Below are 25126 nucleotides of genomic sequence, written 5' to 3'. Positions count from 1 at the left end.
CGACCGTCCGGCTTACTCCCCGAGAATGCTTTACAGCTATACTTATTCCGTTCCGTACCTTCTCTTATTGTCGTTGTTTATTCTACTGACAGTCGTAGAGTATAACTATGACAATAACCGGAAGATTCGACAATGTGTTCGGATCTGTTGTTGCGCGCTGTTCGTTCTGTTTTTCGGTTTCAGGGGATTCGTCGGTTGGGATTGGGTGAATTATTATCCGGCGTATCAGGAAATCGTTCCTCTTTTTAGCAGGGGCTATCTGAATAATTACGATATCGGGACATTCGAGGGCGGGTTTGTAACGTTCATGTCTGTCGTAAAACTCATATCGTCGAATTATCATTTTTTTATACTCGTATGCGTTGTCATAGACGTCTCCATTTTACACGTTTTTTTCAAACGGCATTCCTCGAATTACGCATTCAGTTTCTTGATTTTTATTGCTTTGTATTTAGGGGCGGAGTTGGATATTTTGAGAAATATGAAAAGTATCGGGCTTTTCCTGCTTTCCGTAAAGTACATTCAGCAAAGGCGGTTTCTCCCTTATTTGCTTTTAATGACGCTGGCTTTCATGTTCCATTCCAGCACCCTGTTTTTGTTCCCGCTGTATTTTGTGCCCCGGACATTGCCCCGGCAGTGTTTCATCGTCGTATTTGTCGTCGGCAATCTCCTTTACCTTTCGCAGATCGCTTACATGGCCCCTTTGATTTCGGAAGGCGGGAGGCTTCTCGGGGGAAAATACGCGGCGTTGACCGGGGCTTATCTCAATTCGGATTTGTACGCGCAGGCAAGAGGCATTTCGATCGGTTACCTCGAGAGGACGCTGACCTTCGTACTGGTCGTTCTTTTTTATAAAAAACTCAATACCCGCGAACATGCCGTTTTCTTGAACATGTTCCTGGTTTATTTGTTTATAAACTTATGGATGAGCGAAATAACGATCCTCGTGGATCGGATAGGTCTCTTGTTTTTACTCTCCTACCTGGTGCTGTGGCCGGCCGTTGCGCGGTGTTTTACATTAAAATCGAACAGGATGCTGTTCGTCGGAGGAATCATGATCTACTCTTTGATCCGGGTATCGATCTGTTCGAACAATATTTTGTATCGATACGACAATGTCCTTCTGACGGGAAGCAATTATCCGGAACGCATGTATATAATGGATAGATACAAAGACCAACTCCTAAATTCAAATTGATGAACGGGAAAAAATGCTTATTGATCAGTCCGGTGGCAGAAAATAACTTCGGAGGCGGAATCGGTTTGAATAAGAGCCGGATTCTTTTGACCGAATTATTCCGGGATAACTTGTACTGTGTAGATTTCCGAATGGGTGTCCTGTCCAATGTGCAGAAATTGCGCTGGACATTGCAAGGTTATACCGTAGGGTTGACCCGGTCCGTGAAAACGGAAGCTTTGGCCGTAATGGCACGCGAAGCCCCCGATTACGTTTTTATAAATAGCTCGAATTACGGATTGCTGGCCAAAGCTATTAAAAAGCGTTATCCCGGTTGCAAAATCGTTACTTTTTTTCATAACGTCGAAATCAAATACAGTTACGACGTGGTGCGCCGGCTGAAAAAAATAGGAAACGTACTCTCTTTTTTCGCATTTGCCTACAACGAATGGATGGCGATTCGATACAGCGATACGATTATCGCCCTGAGCGAAAGGGACAGCGCCCTGTTGCATAAGATATATAAACGATCCGCCGATTTTTTGGTGCCGGTGACATTCGATGACAAGCTGGATTACAACAAACTTACCGAACGCCGGGATCAAAAGCCTCGCGGAATTTTTGCCGGCAGTCTTTTTTTTCCGAATGAGTACGGTGTCCGGTGGTTCGTTCAGCATGTCGCTCCTCATGTAAACGCAGAGATCTTGATTATAGGCAAAGGGTTCGAAACGCTGAAAAACGATTTGGAATGCGATAACGTCAAAGTGATAGGAACCGTGGAAGATGTTTCCGAATATTTTTATCGCGCGGATTTCGTAATCGCCCCCATTTTCGAAGGTTCGGGGATGAAACTCAAAACGGCGGAGGCGCTGATGTACGGGAAAACGATCTTCGGCACCACCGAAGCCTTTTCCGGATACGCGTTGGATTTCGATCGGGTGGGAGGGCTGTGCAATACGGCTCGGGAATTCATCGATAAGATCAACGGTTATCCGTATCCGCAGAGGCGGTTCAACGAGGAAAGCCGAAAAATCTACGAACAAAATTACAGCATGGAACATTCGAGGCATTTATTCAGAATGATCTTTGAGAAAATATGAAAAAAATCTTGCTGATTTCCGCATTTGTTCCCAGCCGCAAGACCGCGGGCCAGAATTATACGCGGCAATTAATCGAGGATTTGAGTGGTCGGTACGAGGTCGATCTGATCTGTTTCAGGAACAGAAGCGAGGCGGAGGGGATAGCCGTTCCCGATACGAATATGCTGAAGTGTATCGTTGTCGACAAAAAGGATAAGTTGTTCAATGCTTTAAAATTACCATTTCTGCATCCGATCTTTACGGCTCGTTTTCAATGGTCGGTCGTCCGTTACATCCGTAAAAACAAGCATCGGTACGACGCGTTGATTTTCAATTTCGGACAGGTATTCGCCTATGCGCTATTTGCCGGACACTCCCGAAAAATAGTCATTACGCACGACGTGATGATCCAGAAATTTTCCAGGCAGAAAAACATATTCGGTTATCTTGAGAATAGGTTCGTAAAATTCAGCGAGAGACTATTATACAAAACCGCGACGCTGATATTTTGCCACAGCCCCAAGGACGAAACGCTCATTCGGAATATTTACGGCGTGAAGGCGCATCACATATCGTTGTATTTCGACGAATTGTTGCTGCGCACCGATTACAAGACGATCGTTCCCAAGGACTATTTTGTAATGTACGGCGCCTGGGGCCGAAAAGAAAACACAGAGGGTCTGACGTGGTTTCTCGACGAGGTGTTTCCCCGTACGCCCCGCCTGAATATAAAAATTATCGGCGGCAACATGCCTTCCGACGTCAGGCGAAAAATAGACGAAACCGACCGGGTCGAATATTTGGGGTTCGTAGAGAATCCGTACGGATATATCGCTGAAGCGCAAGGGCTGATCGCGCCTTTGTTTCACGGAGCCGGCATCAAAGTCAAAGTGGTCGAAGCGTTGGCGCTCGGCACTCCCGTATTGGGAAGCGCGGTCGCATGGGAGGGGATCGATCTCTACCTGCCGCTCGGGGAACATACCCGCATCGTCGACACGCCGGAAGAGTACGTGCGGATTTTAGAAAACCGGCGTCTGGTGACGATTGCCGACAAAATACGTTTAGCACAATCGTTTCGTGCCAAATATCAGACGAAATCCATTTTAAATTATCTGTAACCTAATTAAGGTTTCCTATGATCATTCGAAGTAAAGCGCCTCTGCGGTTGGGTTTAGCCGGCGGCGGCAGCGACGTATCGCCGTATAGCGATCTCTACGGAGGATTGATTCTTAACGCGACGATCAATCTTTATGCTCATTGTACGATCGAAGAGACGCAGAACGGCAAAATCGAGATTATTGCAACCGACATCGGGCAGGCGGCGATTTTCGAATCTTTGCCGGTACTTCCCGTCGACGGAACGCTGAACCTGCATAAGGGGGTCTATAACCGCATTGTGAAAGATTTCCGCGTTCCGGTGCCGTCGTGCCGTATCACTACTTATTCGGATGCGCCTCCCGGAAGCGGACTCGGTTCTTCGTCCACAATGGTAGTCGCCATTGTCAAAGCTTTTGTCGAGTGGCTCAATCTACCCCTGGGCGATTATGAAATAGCCCGGTTGGCCTATGAGATCGAACGGAAAGATCTTGCATTGAGCGGAGGAAAACAGGATCAATATGCTGCTACCTTCGGAGGTTTTAACTTTATGGAGTTTCTCAAAGACGACCACGTTATCGTGAATCCGTTACGCATCAAGAAATGGATCGTCGATGAACTGGAAGCCAGTATATTGCTCTATTATACCGGAGCTTCCCGCAGTTCCGCGGAGATTATCGACGAACAGAAAAAAAACACGTCGCAAGGTAATAATCGGGCTGTCGAAGCCATGCACCGCATTAAACAAAATGCCATAAACATGAAGGAAGCATTGCTTAAGGGGGACATCTCTTCCTTCGCCAGAATCCTCGGACAAGGCTGGGAAGACAAAAAAGCAATGGCGTCGGCCATCAGTAATCCGGTCATCGAAGAGGCGATGGAGCGGGCCGTTCAAGCGGGAGCCATTACCGGTAAAGTCTCGGGCGCCGGCGGCGGCGGATTTATAATCTTTGCGGTGGAACCTACAAAAAGGTTGCAGGTGAAACGGGCATTGAATCAGCTCGATGGCAATATCGTCGAGTTTCAATTCAGCGAAGGGGGAACGCACGGGTGGAAAATTTTTCATTGATAAATAGCGGATTATGAATGTTGAACAGTGTATTGCGGATCAGATTCGGGCGTCGATATCGACCAAGCAGGCCATTTTATCGGACAAGGGGCTGATGCGGAACATTGCGGCCGCTGCCCAAATGATCGTGGATGCGTACGAACAAGGGAAAAAAACGCTCTTGGCCGGTAACGGCGGAAGCGCCGCCGATGCACAGCATATCGCAGGAGAGTTTGTCAGCAAATTCTATTTTGACCGGCCCGGTATTGCTTCCATTGCGTTGACGACCGACACGTCGATCATCACCGCCATCGGGAACGATTACGGCTACGATAAATTATTCTCCCGTCAAATACAGGCCCAGGGATCTGCCGGAGACGTGTTCATCGGCATTTCGACATCCGGAAATTCGGCAAATCTCGTGGAGGCTCTGCGCATGTGCGGGCAAAAAGGAATAAAAACGATAGGACTTACGGGATTTACGGGCGGCGAAATGGATTCGATGTGCGATTTATGTATAAAAGTGCCGTCCGGCGAGACTCCCCGGATACAGGAATCGCATATTCTTATCGGACATATCATCTGTTGCATCGTCGAAGAAAAACTTTTCGGCGACTTAAAGCCGAATCAATGATGCTTACCGCTTCGGTTGTCACATACCATACCTCGCTTCCGGAGGCGGGAGCCGTGCTGGATTGCGTCCTTCGTAGTTCTATCGATAAACTTTACATTATCGACAACTCCCGCAACGATGCCCTGCGCATTTTGGAAAAACGGTCTTCGAAAATCCGGTATATCCACAACGCCAATATCGGTTACGGCGGAGCTCACAATCTCGCTATCCGGGAAGCGATGGAACTCGGTGCGAAATACCACGTTGTTCTGAATCCGGACATTCGGTTTGCGCCGGAAACAATCGAATCCCTCGCCTGCTATATGGATGCTCACGAAGACGTGGGACAAATCATGCCCAAGGTTTTCTATCCGGACGGACGGTTGCAGTATCTTTGCAAACTGTTGCCCACCCCGGCCGATCTGATATTCCGCAGATTTTTGCCGACCGGTTGGGCTAAAAAGAGTCGGGAACGTTTCGAATTACGTTTCTCCGATTACGATAAAGAGAAGAATATTCCTTTTCTGTCCGGTTGTTTTATGTTCTTGCGCGTAGAAGCGCTCTGCAAAGTCGGGTTGTTCGATGAACGTTTTTTTATGTATGGCGAGGATATCGATTTGTCGCGCAGGATGCACCTTCAGTACCGTACGATGTATTACCCCGGAGCATCCATCGTGCATCTGCATGAAGCGGCTTCGTATAAAAACCGGAGAATGCTGCTCATTCACATACGTAATATAATCCGGTATTTCAACAAATGGGGGTGGTTTTTCGATGCCCAGCGTAGAAAGATCAATAGACGGTTGTTGAAAGATCTGAATTATAATCGCTGATATTATATCGGTTGACGGTACGTACCTTGTAATACCCGATTGCCGGAACTGTTTTCAGAACGTGCTATTCATAGCGAGGACGAACGGTTCGGTCGTTCTTTTCGGTGATACGGAAAGCGCTGGCATATTCGCTGCCGATGTCCTTGTCTTTTATCGCGATGCGGGCGTCGGCGGTGTAATCGGCTCGAAGCGAGGGGGCAGGAGGCGGTGCGATCGCTCTTACCGGCCTTGTCGTTGTTTATAGGTTGAATAACAAAAAATCCGGATGGTTTCCATCCGGATTTTTTGTTGACATTGCCGGAGAAGCAAATGACTGGCGGAGCAGACCCTTCGACGGGGGAATAACGTATGCTGGCAGAAATAGCAATATCCCGCGTCTATCATGTGATTCCTCGGGAATGAGTGTCTGATAATTAGGGTTTGATGTCTGTATAACAGCAAGGGTAATAGTTGTTTAAAAGCCGTTCCTGATTTGGGACGGATAGGGTCGCAGGAAGGTTATGCGCCCCTGCTTTTTACCGTTTTTCCTTTCAGGGCCTAAAAAGAAAAAATCCTTACATATCATGGATACATAAGGATTTTTCTATCTTTTTCAGCCTCTTTATCAGAGCTTTAAGAGCGGAAAACGAAAACCGAACCTTCGGTTTCAATCCATTATGGATCAATATATTCAGGCTCTTTGTTTGTTCTCAGGTCACTTATAAGCAGTGCTGATCTTACAGCCTATTGTATTCCTTATGCTTGTACAAAAATAGCAAATAAATCGATTATACAAGCAAAACAATCATCAAAATCAACCGAATAAAGTTAATGGAATACATTTACAGAATTTGCGGTTTCTGTGGACGTATAATCATTTCGGGCACAAATACACTATTATTTATAAGATGTGTGATATCGTGAGTTATGTAGAATTTTATGGCATTGTCTCCACATGGATTTACGCGAAGCGCCAACGACAAGATCAAGCGAGATATGGATCATTTACGGAGCCGGATCGGCGACAAATTCCGTTTAGCGCAGTAAATCGATATATTTTCACTAAAATTATGTCATTTCCGGATTCAGGTTGGCTTGGATGAATCTTAACCCGGGTGGAAGTTGCCCCGGTTTTAATTCGGTTTGTTATCGTTGTCCCTGAAATTCGTTGCCTTTGCGAGCTTATCCCGTTCAAGGATTGACGGTACACCAGCAGACTTCTTCCGAATGCCGGACAAAGAGGTCCCTAAAAAATCAACCTGCCTCGGCGATAAGTCTGCAATCGGATTCCCTCTCCGGCCGGATGATTTAGGCCCGTCGCATCGACTCGGCTCCGGAAATCCTTATCGTCTGCCCCCTTTCTGAGCTCTCTCTCTGTGAACTCGCAAAAATGTCCAGCCATATCGGACCGAAGCGCCCGAATGTAAAGTCATGTCAGGACAAGTCGTCTTCCCTGACGTTACTTCACTGCAAGCGTAGCCGGCAGGGGCGCAAACGGGGCAGATTTGTCCATTCGGTGCAGACAGTTGTAGCCGTATATTCGTGCCAGCCTTTTTCCCGGGCACCGCGGGGTTTTCCCTATAAAAAACTCGATAAGGCCCTTTTCTCCTTGAAAAACGGTTTAACAAAATCACCAACGGGTTGCACATGCGCCCAGCAAAGTTAGGTTTTCGTTTAACGAAAACATTTCGGTTTAACTCGTTAAACCGAAACTCGAAATGCTTCGGTGTCGCATTTCTTAACAGACACGACCTTGAATCGGGAGCAGTGTGGATTTGTAGCCAACCAAAACTACGTGCGATTATCCAACGACGGCATATCTGTTAATCCGCCATCCGGACTACTCCAGACTTTTTAAGACTATTCGTGACACCGGGCAGGGAAACATCCCTCGGTTATGAATGAACGATACCTCACGGGAGAAGCAATATCTGCCTACCTGCATATCTCGCTCCGCACGTTGCAGAATTTGCGCGACAGTCGGCAGATACCTTTCACCGTTATCGGCGACCGAAACATCATCTATTCCGAATCCGGTATCCGCGAAACACTTCTCAACAATATGCGGCACATTGAGAAGCCATGCTAATGCAGGCAAAGTACTGACCATTAAATAGGCTAATATAACAAATTGAAAATATGAGCACCCCGGTAGGTCGGGGGATTGCGTTATGCTAATTAACCCTTATTTCTATCTGTATTCGGCCGGGCATATTGGGCGAAAGGCTCTCCTGCCGTTTTCTCAATCGCTGCTTCGTATACTGCCTCGACGCTAACAAATTCTCTGCAGTGGCGGGATAACTCACCATCTATGCCGACGTCGAATCTCAGGCCGAATATCTGTGTCGTAGTCTGGAAATAGTTCGAGTTGGTTTTAACAGAGTCCTCAAAGTATTCCGTGAAGTTACGATACCGTACCGTAGGCCTTGTTTGCCCTATGGAAGATTGTCAGAAAGACGAGAGGGATTGTCTGCATTTGCAGACAGCCCCTCTCGTGCGGAAAGTTCGTCCTTCGTCAAAATGTCGGATCCGGCCGGAACTACGATTTGAGAATCGTTTCGAGCCAGCGGTCGATCCGATAGCAGTCGTATACCTCGGCAGGTATGTCCCGGTAGGGAGAGGTCGTGAAGCCGGGCGGCACGACGGGATTCTGCCGGTCCACGATCAGAATATTGTTCGAGTCGTAGAAGTCGTATTCAGCGATATGTCCGTTCGTGGTTATGAGTTTTCTTTTGGCGCCCATCGTTTCGATGCACCGCATCGTGAGGCCCGTTTGCCGGGGATGCTGGATATCGATTACTGCCCGCGATTTGCGGTAGAGATCGAGCAAGCCGGCTTTCGGCAGCGGGGCGAAGCGGAAATCCCTGACCGACGTGCCGCGCAGGCTCTTGTTCTGCAGCTTCATTTTCCAGTACAGGATCCGGCTCTGGAAAAACATGTAGGCGAAGCAGCGTCCGCCGGCCCGCTCGATCTGCCCGGTCACGCGGCGCAGCAGCCCGTACCGGTCGCTGTGAACCGTGCCGACGAACAGCAGGTCGTAGCGGTAGTCAGGCTCCTGCCGGCCGATTTCCTCGTAATCTCTCAGGTAGAACAGCGGCAGGAAGCGGATGCCGAGCTTCTCGCAGTCGGGCTTGTCGAACGAGAAGGCCCGGTCGAACACGGGCAGGATACGCAGCGCGTTGCGGTTGTTGGCAATCGAGTCCCAATGGTAGATAATCAGCTTCGCCTCGGGATGCAGTTCTTTGATTTTTTCGAGATTCTCGACGGAAATGGACTCGCCCTTGATGAAAAAGACGTAGTCGTACTTCCGGTTTTTGGTGCGCTCGATGATCCGGGCATGGTAGCGGTCGATGTAGCGGGCCAGCAGATTCCGGTTGATCCGGATCGCGGCTTTGATCGCGAACGAGTTGGCCGGGCGCTCGTCGAAATAGTCCACACGGGCTCCCATGCGCTCCATCTCCGCGCGGATTTCGTTCTGATAGCCGAACGCTTGCGCGGAGAAGAACAGAATGCTTTTGTTTTCTAAAAACATGATCGTTTATAACTAAAATGGTGCAATAGACGGTTTGCGCGCGGACGCGTTCCGGGAGTCGGTCCGTTTCTCCGGGAAAAGAAATTGCTTTAAGAAGACGAGTCGAAAATTGCTCCGTAGGCGTTACGAGGCGTATCGTTACCGTATCGTTTATGGTACGCAGCGGAATGGAGCCGGAAGGACGGCTTCGTATCGATCGGGACGACTCGTATCGCGGCCCCGACTCGCCGGGCGACAGGATTATGACCAGAAGGGCGGAGGGATTTCGATGCGCCGGAGAACTGCCCGGGACAAAGTCTGCCGCCGATGCGGGGCGGAGCAGAATCTTGCCGGGACGTCCGCCGCTTGTACGGGTAAGTCCGGATTCGTCGGGGGCGACGGGGACGGACTATTTGTACAATCCTTTTCGTTTCATTTCCTCGATCGAGTCTTCGTACCGGTCTGCCTGCACCTGCTGGCCGTCTACCCACCGGGCGAACCGCTCGATGCCGGCGTCGAACGACCAGCGGGGAGAGAATCCGAGCAGCCGCCGGGCTTTCGAGATATCGGCAAAATTGTGGCGGATGTCGCCCAGCCGGTAGTTCCCGCTGACCGTGAGAGGTGCCTCGGTGCCGTATTTGTCGATCAGCGTGCGCGCGACCGTCATGACGTCGGTCGCCACGCCCGTGCCGACATTGAATGCCTCGCCGTCGGCCGAGGTCTTTTCCAGACCGAGGATCGTCGCGTCGGCCACGTCGTCGATATAGACGAAATCGCGCGTCTCGCGGCCGTCCTCGAAGATATTGATTCCGTTTCCGTTTTTAATCCGGGTCGAGAAGATGGACAGGATGCCCGTGTAAGGGTTCGACAGCGACTGGCCGGGTCCGTAGACGTTCTGATAGCGGAAGGCGACCGGGGCGATGCCGATCGTGGGACAGACGGTCATCACGAGCTGTTCCTGCACCTGCTTGGTGATGCCGTAGACGGACGTAGGGTGAATCGCCGAGTCTTCGGTCGTCCCGACCAGCCGTAGCGGCTTCGTGCAGCCGGGGTACTTGCACTCGAAGTCTCCCCGTCTCATGTCCTCGTCGGCGCGCGAGAGCGGATAGACGTATCCCATCTCCTCGCTCAGATAGCGTCCCTCGCCGTAGATTGCGCGCGATGCGGCGACAACAACCTTAGATACTGAATGCTTTGTATTCGTGAGTATATCCAGCATCAGCGAAGTTCCGCCGATGTTGACGGTAGTGTATTTCTCGATCTCGTACATCGATTGTCCGGTTCCGGTCTCGGCGGCCAAATGGATCACGGCATGCTGTCCGTCGAGGGCCCGCAGCCAGTCGTCCCGGTCGGTTACGCTGCCGCGCAGGAAGCGCACGCGGTCGCGGATGCTGCGGTATAACGGGGAGGTGTTTTGGGGGTACTTACCGTGAATCTGCGGCGACAGATTATCGAGCACGGTGACTTCGTATCCTTTGTCGGCGAGCTTGAGCGCGACGTGCGAGCCGATAAAGCCCGCGCCGCCCGTGATCAGAATGTTTTTCATAGGAATATTTATTTTCGATGACGATCAAGTCGCATCCGACCGATCAATCGGTATATCAGGTAAAAACGATACTTCAGTTTAAAGCCCACTGTCGTGGTGGAAGAACCTATGCCGCCGGTCGAGGTGTTATGGGTGTGTCGACGATAGAGAATTAATTTCTCGTTCACAATTGTGCTTTTGAAAAAAGCGTTTCCTACCAAATAGAGCCAATTATCGTGGAGACAACATTTGCGATTCGTCGGAAACGGTAGAGCTACTTCCAGAATCTTGCGTCTGAAAGCCATGCAGCATCCCAAATATCCGAATTTGACAAGATTGCCTATGAGCGTTCGATGAACATGCCTCACACGGTAGAAAGAGTCGTGTAAAACGTTTTTGTTCTCGTCGACGATGACGGCATCGTGGACTACCAGATCGAATCCTCCGACCAGACGCTCCATGCAATAGGTGACTTTGGAGGGCATCCATATATCGTCTTGATCCGACAAGAATATGATCGGTTTAGTGGCATGTTTCAGGGCATTTTCGAAATTCGACGTGAATCCCTGTTCTCCCGTGTTGTAGAAAATTTTGATGCGCGGGTCTCCCAAAGCTTTAATCCGTTCGATTGTATCGTCCGATGAATGGTCGTCCGATATGACGATTTCGTCGTCGTCGTTCAATTGAGGTAAGATTGAGTCCAGTTGTTCCCGGATATAATCTGACCCATTATAGGTTGCCATGCATACAGAAACAGACGGTTTCATATAAAAATCAAATGTTTATGAATGATGTTGACCGCCAGTAGCAGAGTGCCGATTCCGATCACCGCCATCTTGGCGGCTATTCGAGGCCGGAATGCGTACATGAACAGCGGATACAGGATAATCTCGACGACGCCCAGTAATTCGGATCCCCGATACCCGAGTAACGAGATGAATGAAAGTGCGGGAAACAGAAAGAGGGCGATTCCTTCTATCTTAATCAATAGCGGGAAATAGGGATTGTGCGCTCCGATCGTGTCACGTTTCCACAGCATGCCGTAATACAGCGCACATCGGAACAAAAAGTACGGATTGAACAGATTGGCATCCGTAAACCCTTGTACGCTTTGTTCCTGAAGACGTTGATACATTTCCAGTTTGAGTCGAATACTTTCGATGGGGATGACGGAAATATCAAACATCGTACTGTGGGCCACGAATCCCAGCGGTACGATACTCCACCAGAGGTATTTGCTTTTGCTTGCAATCGGCCGGTTTTTTAGCACGACCAGCGGTAATAGCAGCAGTGCAGAATAATGGAAAAGGGAGGCTAGCAGAATCAAAGCCGTATAACGGAATATTTTGTGTTCGGCCAGAGGTCGAATGGCCAGCAAAAAAATGCCGGACGCAACTCCGGCTCTGATTTGCGTCATGTCGTGTAGCAGGTACACGTTCGATATGTAAATGACTAACGACAGAAATAATAATGAAGTCAGTCTCTTGATAGCTAAAATCTTGCATGTAACGCCGATGCTCGCGTAAATCACGAATAATAGGACGGGCCACGGACAAACTGCTTTGACCAGAGAGCCGATGAGGGTAAATGTGGGTTCTACCGTAGACGCCTCCTCTGGGTATTGGAACATGTTGAGGTAAGTCTTGTAATCGCTGACGGTATTTCCGTCTCTCAATCCGGCGGCCAATACCATCAGAAATCCGGTCAGCCCGTATATAAAATACAGTTGTTTTCGCTTTATGCTCGATTCGCCCAATGCGATAATGGCGCAGCCAACGAATAGCAACGTAACGATACCTAAAGTATGCATACGTTTGTAATGAGGGGAGCGACTATATTTGCCGACAGCCGTTTTCGATCAACGAACGAAATTTCGGATAAGATGCCTCCCATGTGAATTGTTGTATATTTCGATAGCCAGCCTCTGCGATACGACAGCGCAATTCGTCGTCCTCGAGCAAACGGATGATGTTCTCGGCCAACGCTTGTGAATTTTTGATCGGCGATACCAGGGCCGTTTCGCTATTCCGTGCCATCTCCGAATAACCCGGATTGTCCGTACAAGCAACTGCTGCGCCGCACATCATGGCTTCTCCTACGGTCAGCCCCCAGCCTTCCGACCAACTCGTTCCGATAAAAATAGCCGCTTCGTTATAAATGCGATTGTGCGTCTGCCGGTCGGGGCGCTGTACATAATGATACCATTTGGGTAAATGTCGGGGGCGGGGTGTCGCTCCGAATATGGAAACCTCTATTTGAGGATAGCGTGCTTTGACGATCTCCAATGCTTTGAAGCCGTCAGCACATCCTTTCGTTTCCAAAGCGTGATACATCATGGCGATACGGAATTTGTCTCGGTCCGAGCAAGGGATTTCCCTTTTAAAATAATCGAAGTCGAATCCATTGTATATCAATGCGCAACTTTCGCCACACGACTCGACTCGTTCGACGAGCCAACGGGCGATGGCGATCTTTCGCATAGGATAGCGGTAGGATTCCATGACATGCTCAGATGTGTTGCTGCCCCAATTCTCGAATCCCTGTATGAAATAATATTTTCGTTCCGGCAAAATGCCTACATATCGTTCCAGATAACGCGAGGTTTGGACTGCCGTAGCGATGTAAACATCTGCTAAAGGAACGCGCTTTTCGACGAGGGACCATACCCAATGTTCCTTAATCCGTTCATGTAGTGGAAACCATTGCCGACCCGAATACCCCTTCCTCTTTCGGTAAAGAAACGTGATCAACGATTTGCTCCACTTCAGGCAGGTCACCAGCAGGCTTTGTTGGAATCGAGCTACGTAGGCGGGATAGACCAGTTCGACTTCGTATCCGTCGGCCGCCAGTCGGTTGGCGTATTCATAGACGACCTTGTATCCACCGATTGGAGTGACGCCGGATCGGGGCAGTAGAAATGCTATTCGTCGGGTAGGCATGAAAAATGAGTTTTAACGAATCGGCGACGAAAGAGCGTCGTCGATGAATGTTCGTGATTTTTCTACTTCCGATGCAAGACGCTGCTCTACTTTTTCGTACCGGACGGGATTGCATCCGGGTACCGTTCCGAGTGGAATAAACCGGTCGGTCAATCCTACTTTTTCCAACAAGGAGAGCGCTCGGAGGTCTGCCGGATTGTCCTGCTTGATCGTGTAGAAAGGTCGGTTGAACAGCAACGAGAATGCAGTGCCATGAAAAGAGGTCGTGACCACGAAGGCTGCATGTCGGAAATAGCCGAGGTATTGTTCCGGCGATGCCGTCTGGTCTTTGTATCGCATGGAGAATCCGGTCAGCGGATAGGCGTCGAGTTCCACGATTCGAGCCCCGATCTTTTCGGCGACATTCCGGGCGATCTCAAGCACCTCGCGTTTGTAAGGGCTCAAGTCGTATACGAGGACGTATTTCCGATCTGAGGCCGGGGGCGAGGCGATCTTTTCGAACATTTCGGCGCCTGCCAGAAGCGTGGGGTCGATCGTTGTGTAAACCGGTTTGGCGCTCAGCGGCTGCAACAACTCCTTCAGCGATTCCTCCCTTACGCCGATTGCGGTCATAGGGGCCAAATATTGCCGGAGGCGTTCGCGGTCTTTGTCGGAAAGCGTTCCGCGTCCCATGCTGGCCGCATAGGCGATAACCCTGCATGTTGCGTTTCCTCCAAAGAATACCTCGTCGTAACGCTGCCCGGTAATCGTTTTGTTCCAGATTTGATCGCTCCCTAAAAAAATCGCATCGAAATCGGAAAAATTCGTATGCCGGACATAGGGATGCAGGTCGAAACGGTTCCGTATGAATCGGTCGAATGCTTTGCTCCGCAATATTCTGTGTTTCCATAAAAAAGGCTCGTAGCGCAATTTATATACTATCTCCCGCGGGGTAGAGGCCATCCAGAAGCGAATATTGAACGCTTTGTAGTTTCGAGTCAGATAACCGGGACGATAATCGATTATGTACGTTTCGTGTCCTTGCGACCTAAGATATTCCTGTAGTCCGTATGCCTGTAATACTGCTCCATAATTATGGGCGCAATGGAAAGTCAGGATGCCTATTTTCATCGGTATTATATCGTTATTTTTTCAGAATGTTTTTCACGAAGTTGATCCCTTTAGGACCAAGGTATTGTTTCACTAAATGCTTCGTTTTTCCCGTCGGGTCCGATTTCATGTTCCGCAAAATCCGCAGCGCCTCGCTCTCTTCATCGCTGTTCGTCCAGACTTCGAACAACAGGGGTTTAGGTGTCTTTTCCGGGGTCAGGAACTGTTCATATACTCGTTCGAATTCTTTTTTGTCCGATGCGCACAGATAGGTAAATCCCAAATCTTCCGCATAATGTCTGACTAAGACGCGGGACCGGTTGCCGTAATGGCCGGCTGCGGCGACGTACCGGTCGGCATCGTCGCCGAGCAACATCTGTCCGGGATGGAAATAATTTCTGAACTCGGTGCCTTTCCCATTATTGATCAACATAATGCGGATGTTGTTTCCGACATGCCGGTTGCCGATCGCGTTCATGTCGTAGAAAAACGCGAGGTCTCCGATGAAACAGAAACAGAGTCTGTCGGGGTCGGCCAAAGAAGCCCCTACCAGAGTCGATACCCCGCCGTCTATCCCGAAACCGCCGACATTGGAGTTCGAGACGACCGATTCCGGCATCCGGAACATGTTCCACGAACGTAGCGTATTGAGGATTCCGAAATGCACGACAGCATGTTCCGGTATGCGAGGGGCCATCCGCGAGGCGATCCATACATTGGAAAAAGGCAGATCGGGAATCGTTGCGTACAAATTGTCGTACTCGGTCCGGCATTGCCGCAGAAAGCGGTCGGACGTACCTTCGCCGACGGTGTAATGTTTGAAAAACGACCGTTCCGACATTTCGAACACGTAACGCAACCGACGGAAAGTGTCGCGAATCTCACCGTCTTCGCTCACTCGCCACACTTGGCAACCTTTCATCCGGCCCGCCGTGAAGTAATCGCCCGACACTTCCCCGATATGGATGAGCAAGTCGACTTGTCCCAATCCCGGATCGTACTGTTCCTGTCCGGCGACGAGCGCGTACAACGCTTTGTATTTCCCGTGATAGCCGCTCGTATGGTCGCAAAATACCACGGCATCGCGCGATGCGCAAAAACGATCCACCGCTTCGGTCAGTTCGGGACTCCATCGAGCATGGCTTCCTGCAAAGACGGCGATTCGACCGGCGGGCATTTCCGGGTGAATGTCTCCGTATCCGATCCTCTCGATCATCCGTACCGCAGGAAGGTTCTTGACGCAGAAGCTGCAACTGGCTCCCGTCGCCAAATTGATATGCACGGGACCGCCGCCCTTGCGTTTGAGTTCGAGCAGAGCCGTGTTCACTTTGATCTCGCAATCCCACGCTTCCTTGTCGTCTCTGACGGACGGCAATTCGATTTTCAGTCCGACGACATCGCGCGGGGAGACCGTCCGATCGATGACCTGCGGCATGAGATGTCCCACGTTCGAAAAATCGTGTATCGAGGTGATGGCCAGTACCGGCAATTTCCGATAATACGCTTCTGTCAACCCCGGCATGTAATTGCGCGAAGCCGTGGCCCCGGTACAACTGAGTACGACGGGTTCGCCCGCTTCGGCCGCTAATCCGCAGGCCATATAGGCTGCGGAACGTTCATCCACCGCCGAAAAAATCTCGAACCACGGATCGTATTGTATGCTTCCTACCAGAGCGACATTGGTCGTGCCGGGAGACACGATTACTTTGCGGATTCCGTGCGCCTTGAGGAGCGCGATCACGATCTGGACATTCCGCTCGTTCGTATACGACTTATTCATGATATTTTATATTATATTTTTTCGAACGATTGATTACCAGTCGCATCGGTAGTGGTTCCCTTGGTTGCAAGGCACGATTTCACCTGAAATGCACATGGAAACGTCCGACAGGAGGAAAGCCGCGACTTCGGCCACCTCTTCGGGAAGGAAAACCCGTCCGGCACAGGAAGAGGGCCAATAGAGGTTGCCGTTCTTATCGACCCCCGTCATGTCGGAAGCCGTTACGCCGGGTGCGATCGCATTGACCCGAATCCCCTGAGCGATCAGTCGACGGGCGAGGCCGGTCGTGAGACTGTTGATCGCCGCCTTGGTCAACCCGTAGGGAATGTCGTCGCAATAGAGACCTCTTTCCGAAGTAATAAATAGGATGTTGCCTTGTCCGATTTTCTCTCTGTTCATGTAGTCGATGAAAGTCTGAGTCAGGAAATAGGGGCCTTTGAGGTTCGTGTCGAATTGGCGATCGAATCCCTTCTCAGTCACATCGGCGAACGATTTTTCATGCAGAGATATACCCGCATTGTTTACCAAACAATCAACTCGGCCTCCCAGCAGTCTGTCGGCTTCGGACAGGAAAGCGGCGATACCTGCCGTTTGCCGGACATCGAATACGAGATAAGGACAGTCGCAGAGCCGTTGCGACGCTTCTTGCAGCACTCGCTCGTCCCGTCCGGCGATCAAGACGGACGCTCCTTCTTGCCGACACTTCCGTGCGATGTAAAAACCTAAGCCTCGTCCGCCTCCGGTAACGATCACTTTTTTGCCTGCGAGCCTGTTCTGCGGAGCTGTTTCGACGATGTTCGCCGTAATTCGAACGTTCGGGGTTCCTTTCACTATCCATCGCAGGGCCCGTACAATAGCCTCTTTTATCATTGTTTATTAGGGTGTTAAGATATTCAACGTTTCGGTTTACCCCATTTCGAACGGACCATCGTGACGACGTACGTTCTTTCTGTATCGTTCAATCCGGCGTATGCGACCACTCCTGCGGTCACGCATAAACAAGTTACAGTAAAAGCTACCAGCCCGACGAAACTATCGGCCGCAATGAAACGGGACAGCAGAACGGCCGACAGCCCCGAAAGAAGTAATACCGGAATGAGCCTCAATATGACGGTTTTCATAAAAAAAACGGCGCTGTACCGGACCACTTTCGTCACGATGCCGATACGAACGAACAACAGCAACATATCCGTCAGCAGAACGACCGCATATACGATAAACGGGGGATAGCCCCATCGCAGAAACAAGTAGGCCAACGGCAGCACGCACAATCGCACCGTCCCGATCCAGAGCGACATCGCCTTGATGTTGCCCGTGGCCAAAACACAAGTCGTCAAAGGGGCGGAGAGCGTATTGAGCATCGCGATACTTAACGAGAATCGGACGAAAATCACCGTATACTCCGGTACTTCTTTCAACCAAATGGACAGTACCAGCGGAGTTTCGACCATCACGGGAAGCGCTAGAAACAGGAAGAGCAGGAATGAATATTTCGATCCCCGGCAGACTAATTCCATCATGTAATCCTTGTCTTCGCAGGCATAAGATTTCGTAATCTGCGGGTTCAGGGCTGTCGTAAAGTCGTTGACGAACTTCATGATGGCTCCTTCGACCTGCAAGGCGATTCCCCGTGCTGCATTGACCGTCACGCCGAAAAACAGATTAAGCAGGAGATTGATACCTTGTCCTGCCAAGATATACGAACTGGCTCCTAAAAAGTTCAGCCCGGCAAATTGGGAAATCTTTTTATAGTAGGATTTTTCTCGAATCAGCATGTATCGGGTTTCCGGAAAATGTCTCAAGCAGTAAGCGCCGTAAATAAAGCGGACGAATACGGCTACGCAGAGTACGAGCACCGCATAAAGGATTAGCTGGTCGACCGGCGAGATAAGCAGAAAATAAACGATAAGCAGTTTCAACGTCACCTCCAGAATATTGATGTAGGCGAAGACGTTCATTTTCTCGTGGGCGATGATCGTCGCGTTGTAGGGAATACTCAGGATATTGATCAGAAAAGTCAGAACCGAACATTGGTAGACCCAGTTGGCCGCATGCATTCTTTCCGCGGCGATATTCAACTTGGCGTTCAGAAACCACAGACCGACGGTCTCGAACAGCAACAACAGAATCAGCGCTAGGACGATATGAATCGTCATTGCGGCTCCGAATACTTCCTGAGAATGACCCTCCTTTTTTCCGAGTTCGAAAGTCAAGAACCGCTGCGTTGAGGCAACCATCGTGGCGCTGACGACCGAAAAAAATGCGACGAATCCGCCTATGATATCGTATATTCCGTAATTTTCGATGCCGAGCGTATTCAGCACGATACGGGACGTATACAACGTGATGACGAGAATGAGTATCGTCCGGAGATATAGTATGCCTGTATTTTTTGCTATTCGGCGGTTGTTCTCGGCTTTCAGCATTCCCCTTTCCCCTTTCCCCTTTCCCGGTTACCTATTTTGGTACATATCTTCGTAATATTTCTGGTATTCTCCGGAAGTAACGTTGTCGATCCACTTTTGGTTATCGAGGTACCAGCGGACGGTTTTTTCGATGCCTTCCTCGAATTGCAGCGAAGGTTCCCAGCCCAGTTCGCATTTGAGTTTCGAGGAGTCGATCGCGTAACGCAGGTCGTGTCCGGCTCTGTCTGTGACGTAGGTAATAAGTGCTTCGCCGGTACCTTCCGGCCTGCCCAGAAGGCGGTCGACGGTCTTGATGATTACACGGATCAGATCGATGTTCTTCCATTCGTTGAAGCCTCCGATGTTGTACGTTTCGGCGGTCTTCCCTTCGTGGAAGATCAGGTCGATCGCCCGGGCGTGGTCCTCGACATACAGCCAGTCGCGTACGTTCTCTCCCCTGCCGTACACGGGCAGGAGCCTGTTGTGCCGGATGTTGTTTATGAACAACGGGATCAGTTTCTCTGGAAACTGGTTGGGTCCGTAATTGTTCGAGCAGTTGGTGACGATCGTGGGCATCCCGTAGGTGTCGTGGTAAGCCCTCACGAAATGGTCCGAGGAAGCCTTGCTGGCCGAGTAGGGGCTGTGCGGGGCGTATTTGGTCGTTTCGGTGAAGAAGCCGTCCCCGTAGGGTACTCCCCCGCATTCGTTGCCGTTGGGGTCTCTGTCGGGTTTCGTGAGTTCCAGGGCCCCGTACACCTCGTCGGTGGATATGTGGTAGAACCGTTTCCCCTCGTAGTTTCCGTTCCAGTACTCTTTGGCCGCCTGAAGCAGCGAAAGCGTTCCCATCACGTTGGTCCCGGCGAACGTGAACGGGTCTTTGATCGACCGGTCCACATGGCTTTCGGCGGCGAGGTGGATCACTCCGTCGATGTCGTAGTTGCGGAATACCTCCCGCATCTTTTCGTAATCGCAGATGTCCGCTTTGACGAACGTGTAGTTCGGCGCACGCTCGATGTCCGAGAGGTTGGCCAGATTGCCCGCATAGGTCAGTTTGTCGAGGTTGACGATGCGGTAGCCGGAGTATTTGTTTACGAACAGGCGGACCACGTGGCTTCCGATGAAGCCGGCACCGCCGGTAATCAGGATGTTGTGGCTCATAAGTAGAATAAATAATCGATTCGACCGTTGTTGCGATCTATAATATAGATCTTGCTTAGAGAAGTCGGATTGCCGGCCAGCAAGCATCGTTCGGGAGGCGATACATAGTTTTTGTTTCCGCAATGCAACGATTCGGCATTCTCATTTCTTAGAGCGCGTGCTTTTTATGGCGAATCAATTCTTGTTACAGATTTGAGGTTCGTGTTTATTGTGTTTGGTAGATTGAATGTGGCATGTGTACGCCCGCATACTTTGTCATAAGGCTCTACTTAAATTTTATAGCACAAGCCGACCAATTATCATCCCCAGGCTATGACGGAACGGGCAAATCATTCGCTCTCCGAACAACCGATTTTCCGCGATATCTCGTGGACGAGCAATGCCGTTCGTGAAATGAGCAAAGTATCTCGTTACGCGAATTCTTCTATTTTTTCGCCACGCCATCGTTTGTACGCCTCGGGCGCGAGTACCGGAACCGTCAGCACTTTATGATCCGGATCAACGGTCCGCAGTATATGTCTCCGAGAGTAGGCCCGCAGCTCGCCGTCCGCAATAGATGCCATGACGACGGGGAAAGGATAAGTCGCGAAATGGAAAATCGCGGTTTCGTTTCGGGGAAACAACCGGCATAGCTGGTAGGCGGATCGTTCGAAAGCCGCCCAGTACCCGCCTGTGCCATACAAGTGGATGAATCGCTCGTTACTTTGTTCCCGAGCGAGCACTTCCGTTCGGTGAGCTGCCAGGAAGGCCATCAGACGTACTCCCGATGGTTCGGCTTCGGTATTTCGTTGCGGTCTTCCTGCCATGATTTCTGCGTTTTCCATAGGTTGTCGCATACTGGCTTCCCAGACTTAAAGTGATGTTTCGATCGAGTCCGGCTACCGGTTTATTCCGTATCTGTTTTCTATACAAGTCCGAGAACTATACCTGAAGCAGGGACTCGGAAAATTAAGTGTATAAGAGCGTAGCATTCAGTGTCCCAGCCAGCTGTCGTAATCGTCCAGCCACCGGATCAGGCGCAACTTGCTCTTCTTGGGAGATTCTTCCTTTTTCCATCGGTCGACGATCTCGTGGGCCCGTTCGTAATCAAGACTGCTGTCCGTGCATCCGTAAAGTGTGACGAGCAATCCTGCACGTGCCTGTTCCGCTTTGACCAAAGGGAGTATTTTGAGGATCATTCCGATCAGGTTTTCGCACTCGTCCGTAGCTTCGAGTATTGTGTAAGCCGAAAGCAGTATGGAATAGAGTTTGCAGCGCAATACGTCGCTATTCATTTCCAATTTGCCATACTGCCTGATCGTTTCGGAAGCCAACGTACGATCTGCGTCCGTTACACTGTTCGGAGTACAGCGACGCCCCAAAGCCTCGTGTAGGTCTTCCAGCAATTGGTCGTTATCCAGCCGGGTATATACGTGTTTCCCGCTTTCATGCAGAGCGATGATTTCGTACTCTCCCGGACGGACATGCAGCAACGGAACCCACATCCAGTTCTCTACGCATACGACGACATCTTTCCGTCCTCCGCCGGGTCGGATCGCTACGCGTGCCTCAGCACCCTTGAATCTCCCCGCGATAATACGGATGCGATCGCCTTTGGCGAGCCTCTCCGTTTCGGGCATATAGACAGGAAGCTCGTCGCAGTAGGAACGTGCAACCCATTGCAGGTTGCGCATCGCCTCGTCGGACAGGTAAGGATAGTATCCGCGTAGCCCTTCCCGCACTCGCGGCAGGAAGTTGTATTGAGGCAATTCCTGCTTCATCCGATATATCTCGCTTTCCGACGAGCGGACAAAAACGTAGTTGTAAAGCAACGGACGGCGGGTATTGACGAAATGTCCGTCCTCGTTCTTTACTTCCACGTACGAGGGAGCGAAGAACTCGAACTCCGGTTCTCCGCAACGGATGCGGCGGTCCAACTCCCTTTGCAGACCGACGGCCGGTCCCCGGTGACAGGAAGGAAGCGTCAGCACGTACCACCTTACAGCTTGGCTGTTTCTCTTGCTTTCGGATTGTTCAGCTAAGATGGGAGGATAGTCCCTAACATTTTTTTCCGGAGATCCATATCTGCTTCCCGAAAAACGATTGTTTTTTTCAGTTATAGACATTTCTATGCCATACCACTGCTATTATATAAAGCATTGGATAATAATGCATTACTTGTAATAAAGGAGATAAACCTGAAAATTTCAATTCCTTCCTTTATTTCCGTCCTGTTCCATACAAGTCCGAATTATTTTATGCGAACAATTTTTATACGCACAACCTAATCAGACAATTATGATGGTCGTCTCTACACAAGAGACCATACAAGATGTTAAATGATTGATAATGAACGCATATATTTTATGATGTGTTTGGCCATGTCATTATTTGAAAACGAAAACTCAGATATTTCAAGGAATGCAGAAACTGAATGATGGATAATTATACTCTGACGTAAACAATCGGGTAATACGCAATTATATTTCTATTTATTAGTATGTTACATCGATGCAAAAGGAGTTTTTAACTTTAAAATTTATCCGGAAATTTGGCTGTTAACATTTATTAATATACATTTGTATGGTCTCTTGTGTAGAGACACATTTAGTCAGAATGGTTGTAATTCTTTGATTAGCAGTGTCGATTTTCTGAATTTTCCAACGCAGCCATATAGATTTGAGTCGTTCGCTCGGAAGCGTGGCCCATTCCGGCACTAATGACGGAAATGGGAATATTATGCTTTTGTGCTGCTGTAGCCCAACTATGCCGAGCCACATGTGTCGTCAGGTTTTTACCGATGTTACAGATTGCGGCGATTTCTTTGATGTAACTGTTCATCTTCTGGTTGCTCGGCACGGGCAATAGTTTGCCTTTGACCTGAAGCTCCGGATCGTTCGCATACTTGTCGAGCAGCTTGATCGGATACGGTAATAGCGGAATCCGACTCATTACGGCTGTTTTCTCGCGGGGCTTGTATATCCACTGCGTACCCTGTTCGTCGGTCGAGAGATGCTCGCGGCGCAAATGATCGGCATCGGTGAAGGCCAATCCTGCCAGGCAGCAAAAGACAAACACGTCACGGATGCGGTCGAGCCGATCGTTGGGCATTTGTTTACGGATCAACAGATCGAGCTCCGATTTAGTCAAAGGCGTTTTTACATTGGTTTTATCGATCTTCATTTTGTAATGCCGGAACGGATTCTTTTCGATCCATTCGTTGCGGATGGCGTAGAGGATTAAAGTTTTTCAGACAGCAAAGCAGGTTCACTGCACCATTGTTATTGCAGTTATGCGCCGTTTGCAGGAAGGTATTGAAACCGTCGATATATTCATAATCCACGAGCGATAGCGGTAAGTCGTCCTTCTCGTACTGTACCCGTGTATACTCCCGCAAGTACCTGAGCAAGCGGTGGTATTTGTTTGCGGTCAGTTGGGTAATGCGGACGCCGACTTCCTTCTGCCGCTTGTCGTAATATTTGGCGAGCTCGGTAAGAAAGGGGCGGGAATCCGCACCGGGACGAAACAGCCGTTCCTTCATGGCAAAGCAGGTCGGCTCTTTGTTTTCTCAGATAAGCTGATCGTATGCCGCGAGGATATTGGCTCGATAGCTGGCAACGATCTGGTTGATCCGCATCGATACCTTGTCGCGGAACGGGATGCGTTCCAGCCGTTGATTCCATTTTTTCGGCTCTACCTGACATTGGGTATAAATCTCGGTGGACTGTCCATTGGCGGTGATCCGGACGTAGATCGGGGCGACGCCCTTGCGTGTTACCTTGGTTTTCTTGCAGAAGAAAACCACGCTGAAAGTCTTTCTTTCCATGACTGCTCGGCTTTAATAGTTATACGTTTGCAGCACAGAAATGTTACTGGTTAAGATGCAGCAATACAGCGAAATAACCCTCAAATCGTGACCTTTTTCCGCTCACGGCCGAGAGGTCGCGAACAAGGTCACGCGAAGCTGCTTTCCATTGCTTTTTCTCTCAGCGGCCCCCCCAAATAAAAAATCCTTACATATCATTGATACATAAGGATTTTTCTGTCTTTTGCAGCCTCTTTATGAGGCTTTAAGAGCGGAAAACGAGACTCGAACTCGCGACCCCAACCTTGGCAAGGTTGTGCTCTACCAACTGAGCTATTTCCGCAAAATAATAAAACGAACTCTTCTCCTTTCTATCTCTGCAAATCTCTTTCTTCGTGCTCCCTCTTCCCCTTTCTCTGCTGGTGAAGCGCTTCGTTTTGGTGATGCAAAAGTACGATTAAAATTTAATTTTACAAATTATTACGAAAAAAAAATTGCGGTTTTTACCGATTTTATGCCGAAAATTTTTGAGGGATGAAATGAAAGGCAGGGTTTTGTGCCCTGCCTTCGCGCATTCGGTCGTCGTGCGGAAATCCGCCGGCGTTCGTCTTCGGTTCGAAAATTATTTTTTCTCTCCGCAGCCGCAGTTTTTCAACGGAATCTTATCGATACGAGCCTGATGGCGGCCTCCTTCGAATTCGGTGTTCAGGAAAATATCGACGATTTCGCGGGCCGTGTCGGTGCTGATGAACCGCGCCGGCATGGTGCAGACGTTGGCGTTGTTGTGGCGGCGTGCCAACGATGCGATTTCGGGTTCCCAGCAAAGGGCGGCTCGGATTCCCTGATGTTTGTTCAGCGTCATCGTGATGCCGTTGGCGCTACCGCACATCGCGATACCGCGCGGCAGTTCCCCTTTTTCGATGGCCTCGGCCAGCGGGTGGGCATAGTCCGGATAATCGCAGCTCTCTTCCGAGTTGGTGCCGAAATCGTACACGTCGTAGCCTTTCGAGTCGAGGTAACCGATTACGAATTCTTTGAGTTGGTAGCCGGCATGGTCGCTGGCTATTCCGATTTTTTTATTGTCCATAGTTTTAGTTTTAGCGTTTCGGTT

Annotated in this window: 24 protein-coding genes and 1 tRNA gene; 8 read left to right on the top strand and 17 right to left on the bottom strand. The window is 49.9% G+C overall.

Annotated features, from left to right (window positions below):
• Nucleotides 1-25 precede the first annotated feature (25 nt).
• The 7 genes from C1A08_RS03505 to C1A08_RS03475 all read left to right on the top strand — a co-directional run bounded on the left by C1A08_RS03505 (nucleotide 26) and on the right by C1A08_RS03475 (nucleotide 7913).
• Nucleotides 26-1198, top strand: a complete 1173-nt coding sequence (locus C1A08_RS03505; RefSeq protein WP_055202140.1) for an EpsG family protein — start codon at nucleotides 26-28, stop codon at nucleotides 1196-1198.
• Between the two features lie 227 nt (nucleotides 1199-1425).
• Entirely contained in the window at nucleotides 1426-2277 is an 852-nt protein-coding gene (locus C1A08_RS03500; protein WP_180951513.1) for a glycosyltransferase, read from the top strand.
• Nucleotides 2274-3374, top strand: coding sequence for a glycosyltransferase (locus C1A08_RS03495; RefSeq protein ID WP_101571411.1), 1101 nt, complete (start codon nucleotides 2274-2276; stop codon nucleotides 3372-3374). Before C1A08_RS03500 ends, C1A08_RS03495 begins: the two co-directional genes overlap by 4 nt.
• A gap of 17 nt (nucleotides 3375-3391) precedes the next feature.
• Nucleotides 3392-4420, top strand: coding sequence for a GHMP family kinase ATP-binding protein (locus C1A08_RS03490; protein ID WP_101571409.1), 1029 nt, complete (start codon nucleotides 3392-3394; stop codon nucleotides 4418-4420).
• A 13-nt stretch (nucleotides 4421-4433) separates the two neighbouring features.
• On the top strand, nucleotides 4434-5033 hold the full coding sequence (locus C1A08_RS03485; protein WP_101571405.1) for a D-sedoheptulose-7-phosphate isomerase: 600 nt from the start codon (nucleotides 4434-4436) through the stop codon (nucleotides 5031-5033).
• Nucleotides 5033-5845 carry a glycosyltransferase family 2 protein gene (locus C1A08_RS03480; protein ID WP_101571641.1) on the top strand — a complete coding sequence of 271 codons (813 nt, stop codon included), beginning with the start codon at nucleotides 5033-5035 and terminating at the stop codon, nucleotides 5843-5845. The genes C1A08_RS03485 and C1A08_RS03480 overlap by 1 nt, the downstream gene beginning before the upstream one ends.
• Before the next feature lie 1876 nt (nucleotides 5846-7721).
• Nucleotides 7722-7913, top strand: a complete 192-nt coding sequence (locus C1A08_RS03475) for a helix-turn-helix domain-containing protein (RefSeq protein ID WP_180951512.1) — start codon at nucleotides 7722-7724, stop codon at nucleotides 7911-7913.
• Nucleotides 7914-8363: 450 nt separating this feature from the next.
• Here C1A08_RS03475 and C1A08_RS03470 read toward each other — a convergent pair whose 3' ends face one another.
• The 16 genes from C1A08_RS03470 to C1A08_RS03405 all read right to left on the bottom strand — a co-directional run bounded on the left by C1A08_RS03470 (nucleotide 8364) and on the right by C1A08_RS03405 (nucleotide 24358).
• Complete coding sequence (locus C1A08_RS03470; protein ID WP_101571403.1) at nucleotides 8364-9356, bottom strand: lipopolysaccharide biosynthesis protein; 993 nt, start codon at nucleotides 9354-9356, stop codon at nucleotides 8364-8366.
• A 388-nt stretch (nucleotides 9357-9744) separates the two neighbouring features.
• The gene (locus tag C1A08_RS03465; protein WP_101571401.1) at nucleotides 9745-10881 is read right to left on the bottom strand and encodes an NAD-dependent epimerase/dehydratase family protein; all 1137 of its coding nucleotides are present in this window, start codon (nucleotides 10879-10881) and stop codon (nucleotides 9745-9747) included.
• A gap of 8 nt (nucleotides 10882-10889) precedes the next feature.
• Nucleotides 10890-11627, bottom strand: coding sequence for a glycosyltransferase family 2 protein (locus C1A08_RS03460; RefSeq protein ID WP_101571399.1), 738 nt, complete (start codon nucleotides 11625-11627; stop codon nucleotides 10890-10892).
• Entirely contained in the window at nucleotides 11624-12670 is a 1047-nt protein-coding gene (locus C1A08_RS03455; protein ID WP_101571397.1) for an EpsG family protein, read from the bottom strand. The genes C1A08_RS03460 and C1A08_RS03455 overlap by 4 nt, the downstream gene beginning before the upstream one ends.
• A gap of 22 nt (nucleotides 12671-12692) precedes the next feature.
• Complete coding sequence (locus tag C1A08_RS03450) at nucleotides 12693-13799, bottom strand: glycosyltransferase family 4 protein (protein WP_101571395.1); 1107 nt, start codon at nucleotides 13797-13799, stop codon at nucleotides 12693-12695.
• Nucleotides 13800-13811: 12 nt separating this feature from the next.
• Nucleotides 13812-14909 carry a polysaccharide pyruvyl transferase family protein gene (locus C1A08_RS03445; protein ID WP_101571392.1) on the bottom strand — a complete coding sequence of 366 codons (1098 nt, stop codon included), beginning with the start codon at nucleotides 14907-14909 and terminating at the stop codon, nucleotides 13812-13814.
• Between the two features lie 13 nt (nucleotides 14910-14922).
• A complete protein-coding gene (locus tag C1A08_RS03440; protein WP_101571390.1) occupies nucleotides 14923-16668 on the bottom strand; it encodes a thiamine pyrophosphate-binding protein in 1746 nt (581 codons plus the stop codon).
• 33 nt (nucleotides 16669-16701) lie between these two features.
• Nucleotides 16702-17538: an SDR family NAD(P)-dependent oxidoreductase gene (locus tag C1A08_RS03435; protein ID WP_101571388.1), complete on the bottom strand. Its 837-nt coding sequence runs from the start codon at nucleotides 17536-17538 to the stop codon at nucleotides 16702-16704.
• Between the two features lie 23 nt (nucleotides 17539-17561).
• On the bottom strand, nucleotides 17562-19094 hold the full coding sequence (locus C1A08_RS03430; protein ID WP_101571386.1) for an oligosaccharide flippase family protein: 1533 nt from the start codon (nucleotides 19092-19094) through the stop codon (nucleotides 17562-17564).
• 27 nt (nucleotides 19095-19121) lie between these two features.
• Nucleotides 19122-20231, bottom strand: a complete 1110-nt coding sequence (gene rfbB, locus C1A08_RS03425; protein ID WP_101571384.1) for a dTDP-glucose 4,6-dehydratase — start codon at nucleotides 20229-20231, stop codon at nucleotides 19122-19124.
• 410 nt (nucleotides 20232-20641) lie between these two features.
• On the bottom strand, nucleotides 20642-21037 hold the full coding sequence (locus C1A08_RS03420) for a hypothetical protein (protein WP_101571639.1): 396 nt from the start codon (nucleotides 21035-21037) through the stop codon (nucleotides 20642-20644).
• A 165-nt stretch (nucleotides 21038-21202) separates the two neighbouring features.
• Nucleotides 21203-22255 (bottom strand): transcriptional regulator, encoded by a 1053-nt coding sequence (locus tag C1A08_RS03415; protein WP_101571638.1) that lies wholly within the window; start codon nucleotides 22253-22255, stop codon nucleotides 21203-21205.
• A gap of 589 nt (nucleotides 22256-22844) precedes the next feature.
• Nucleotides 22845-23393 carry a site-specific integrase gene (locus C1A08_RS13365; RefSeq protein ID WP_257937038.1) on the bottom strand — a complete coding sequence of 183 codons (549 nt, stop codon included), beginning with the start codon at nucleotides 23391-23393 and terminating at the stop codon, nucleotides 22845-22847.
• On the bottom strand, nucleotides 23380-23751 hold the full coding sequence (locus C1A08_RS13360; protein WP_257937037.1) for a phage integrase SAM-like domain-containing protein: 372 nt from the start codon (nucleotides 23749-23751) through the stop codon (nucleotides 23380-23382). The genes C1A08_RS13365 and C1A08_RS13360 overlap by 14 nt, the downstream gene beginning before the upstream one ends.
• Before the next feature lie 27 nt (nucleotides 23752-23778).
• Nucleotides 23779-24036, bottom strand: a complete 258-nt coding sequence (locus tag C1A08_RS13355; RefSeq protein WP_257937036.1) for an Arm DNA-binding domain-containing protein — start codon at nucleotides 24034-24036, stop codon at nucleotides 23779-23781.
• 249 nt (nucleotides 24037-24285) lie between these two features.
• Nucleotides 24286-24358 (bottom strand) — tRNA-Gly (locus C1A08_RS03405).
• On the opposite strand from C1A08_RS03405, the gene C1A08_RS13045 reads away from it, so the two are divergent.
• Nucleotides 24332-24553, top strand: coding sequence for a hypothetical protein (locus C1A08_RS13045; protein ID WP_145996507.1), 222 nt, complete (start codon nucleotides 24332-24334; stop codon nucleotides 24551-24553). The genes C1A08_RS03405 and C1A08_RS13045 overlap by 27 nt on opposite strands.
• A gap of 84 nt (nucleotides 24554-24637) precedes the next feature.
• Here the strand turns inward: C1A08_RS13045 and rpiB are convergent, their stop codons facing one another.
• A complete protein-coding gene (gene rpiB, locus C1A08_RS03400) occupies nucleotides 24638-25102 on the bottom strand; it encodes a ribose 5-phosphate isomerase B (RefSeq protein WP_101571382.1) in 465 nt (154 codons plus the stop codon).
• Nucleotides 25103-25126 lie beyond the last annotated feature (24 nt).

Source organism: Alistipes sp. cv1, from assembly GCF_900240235.1.
GTDB classification, from domain to species: domain Bacteria; phylum Bacteroidota; class Bacteroidia; order Bacteroidales; family Rikenellaceae; genus Alistipes_A; species Alistipes_A hominis.
Note: the sequence above shows the minus strand (reverse complement) of the source record. Positions and strands in the feature narration are given on the sequence as shown.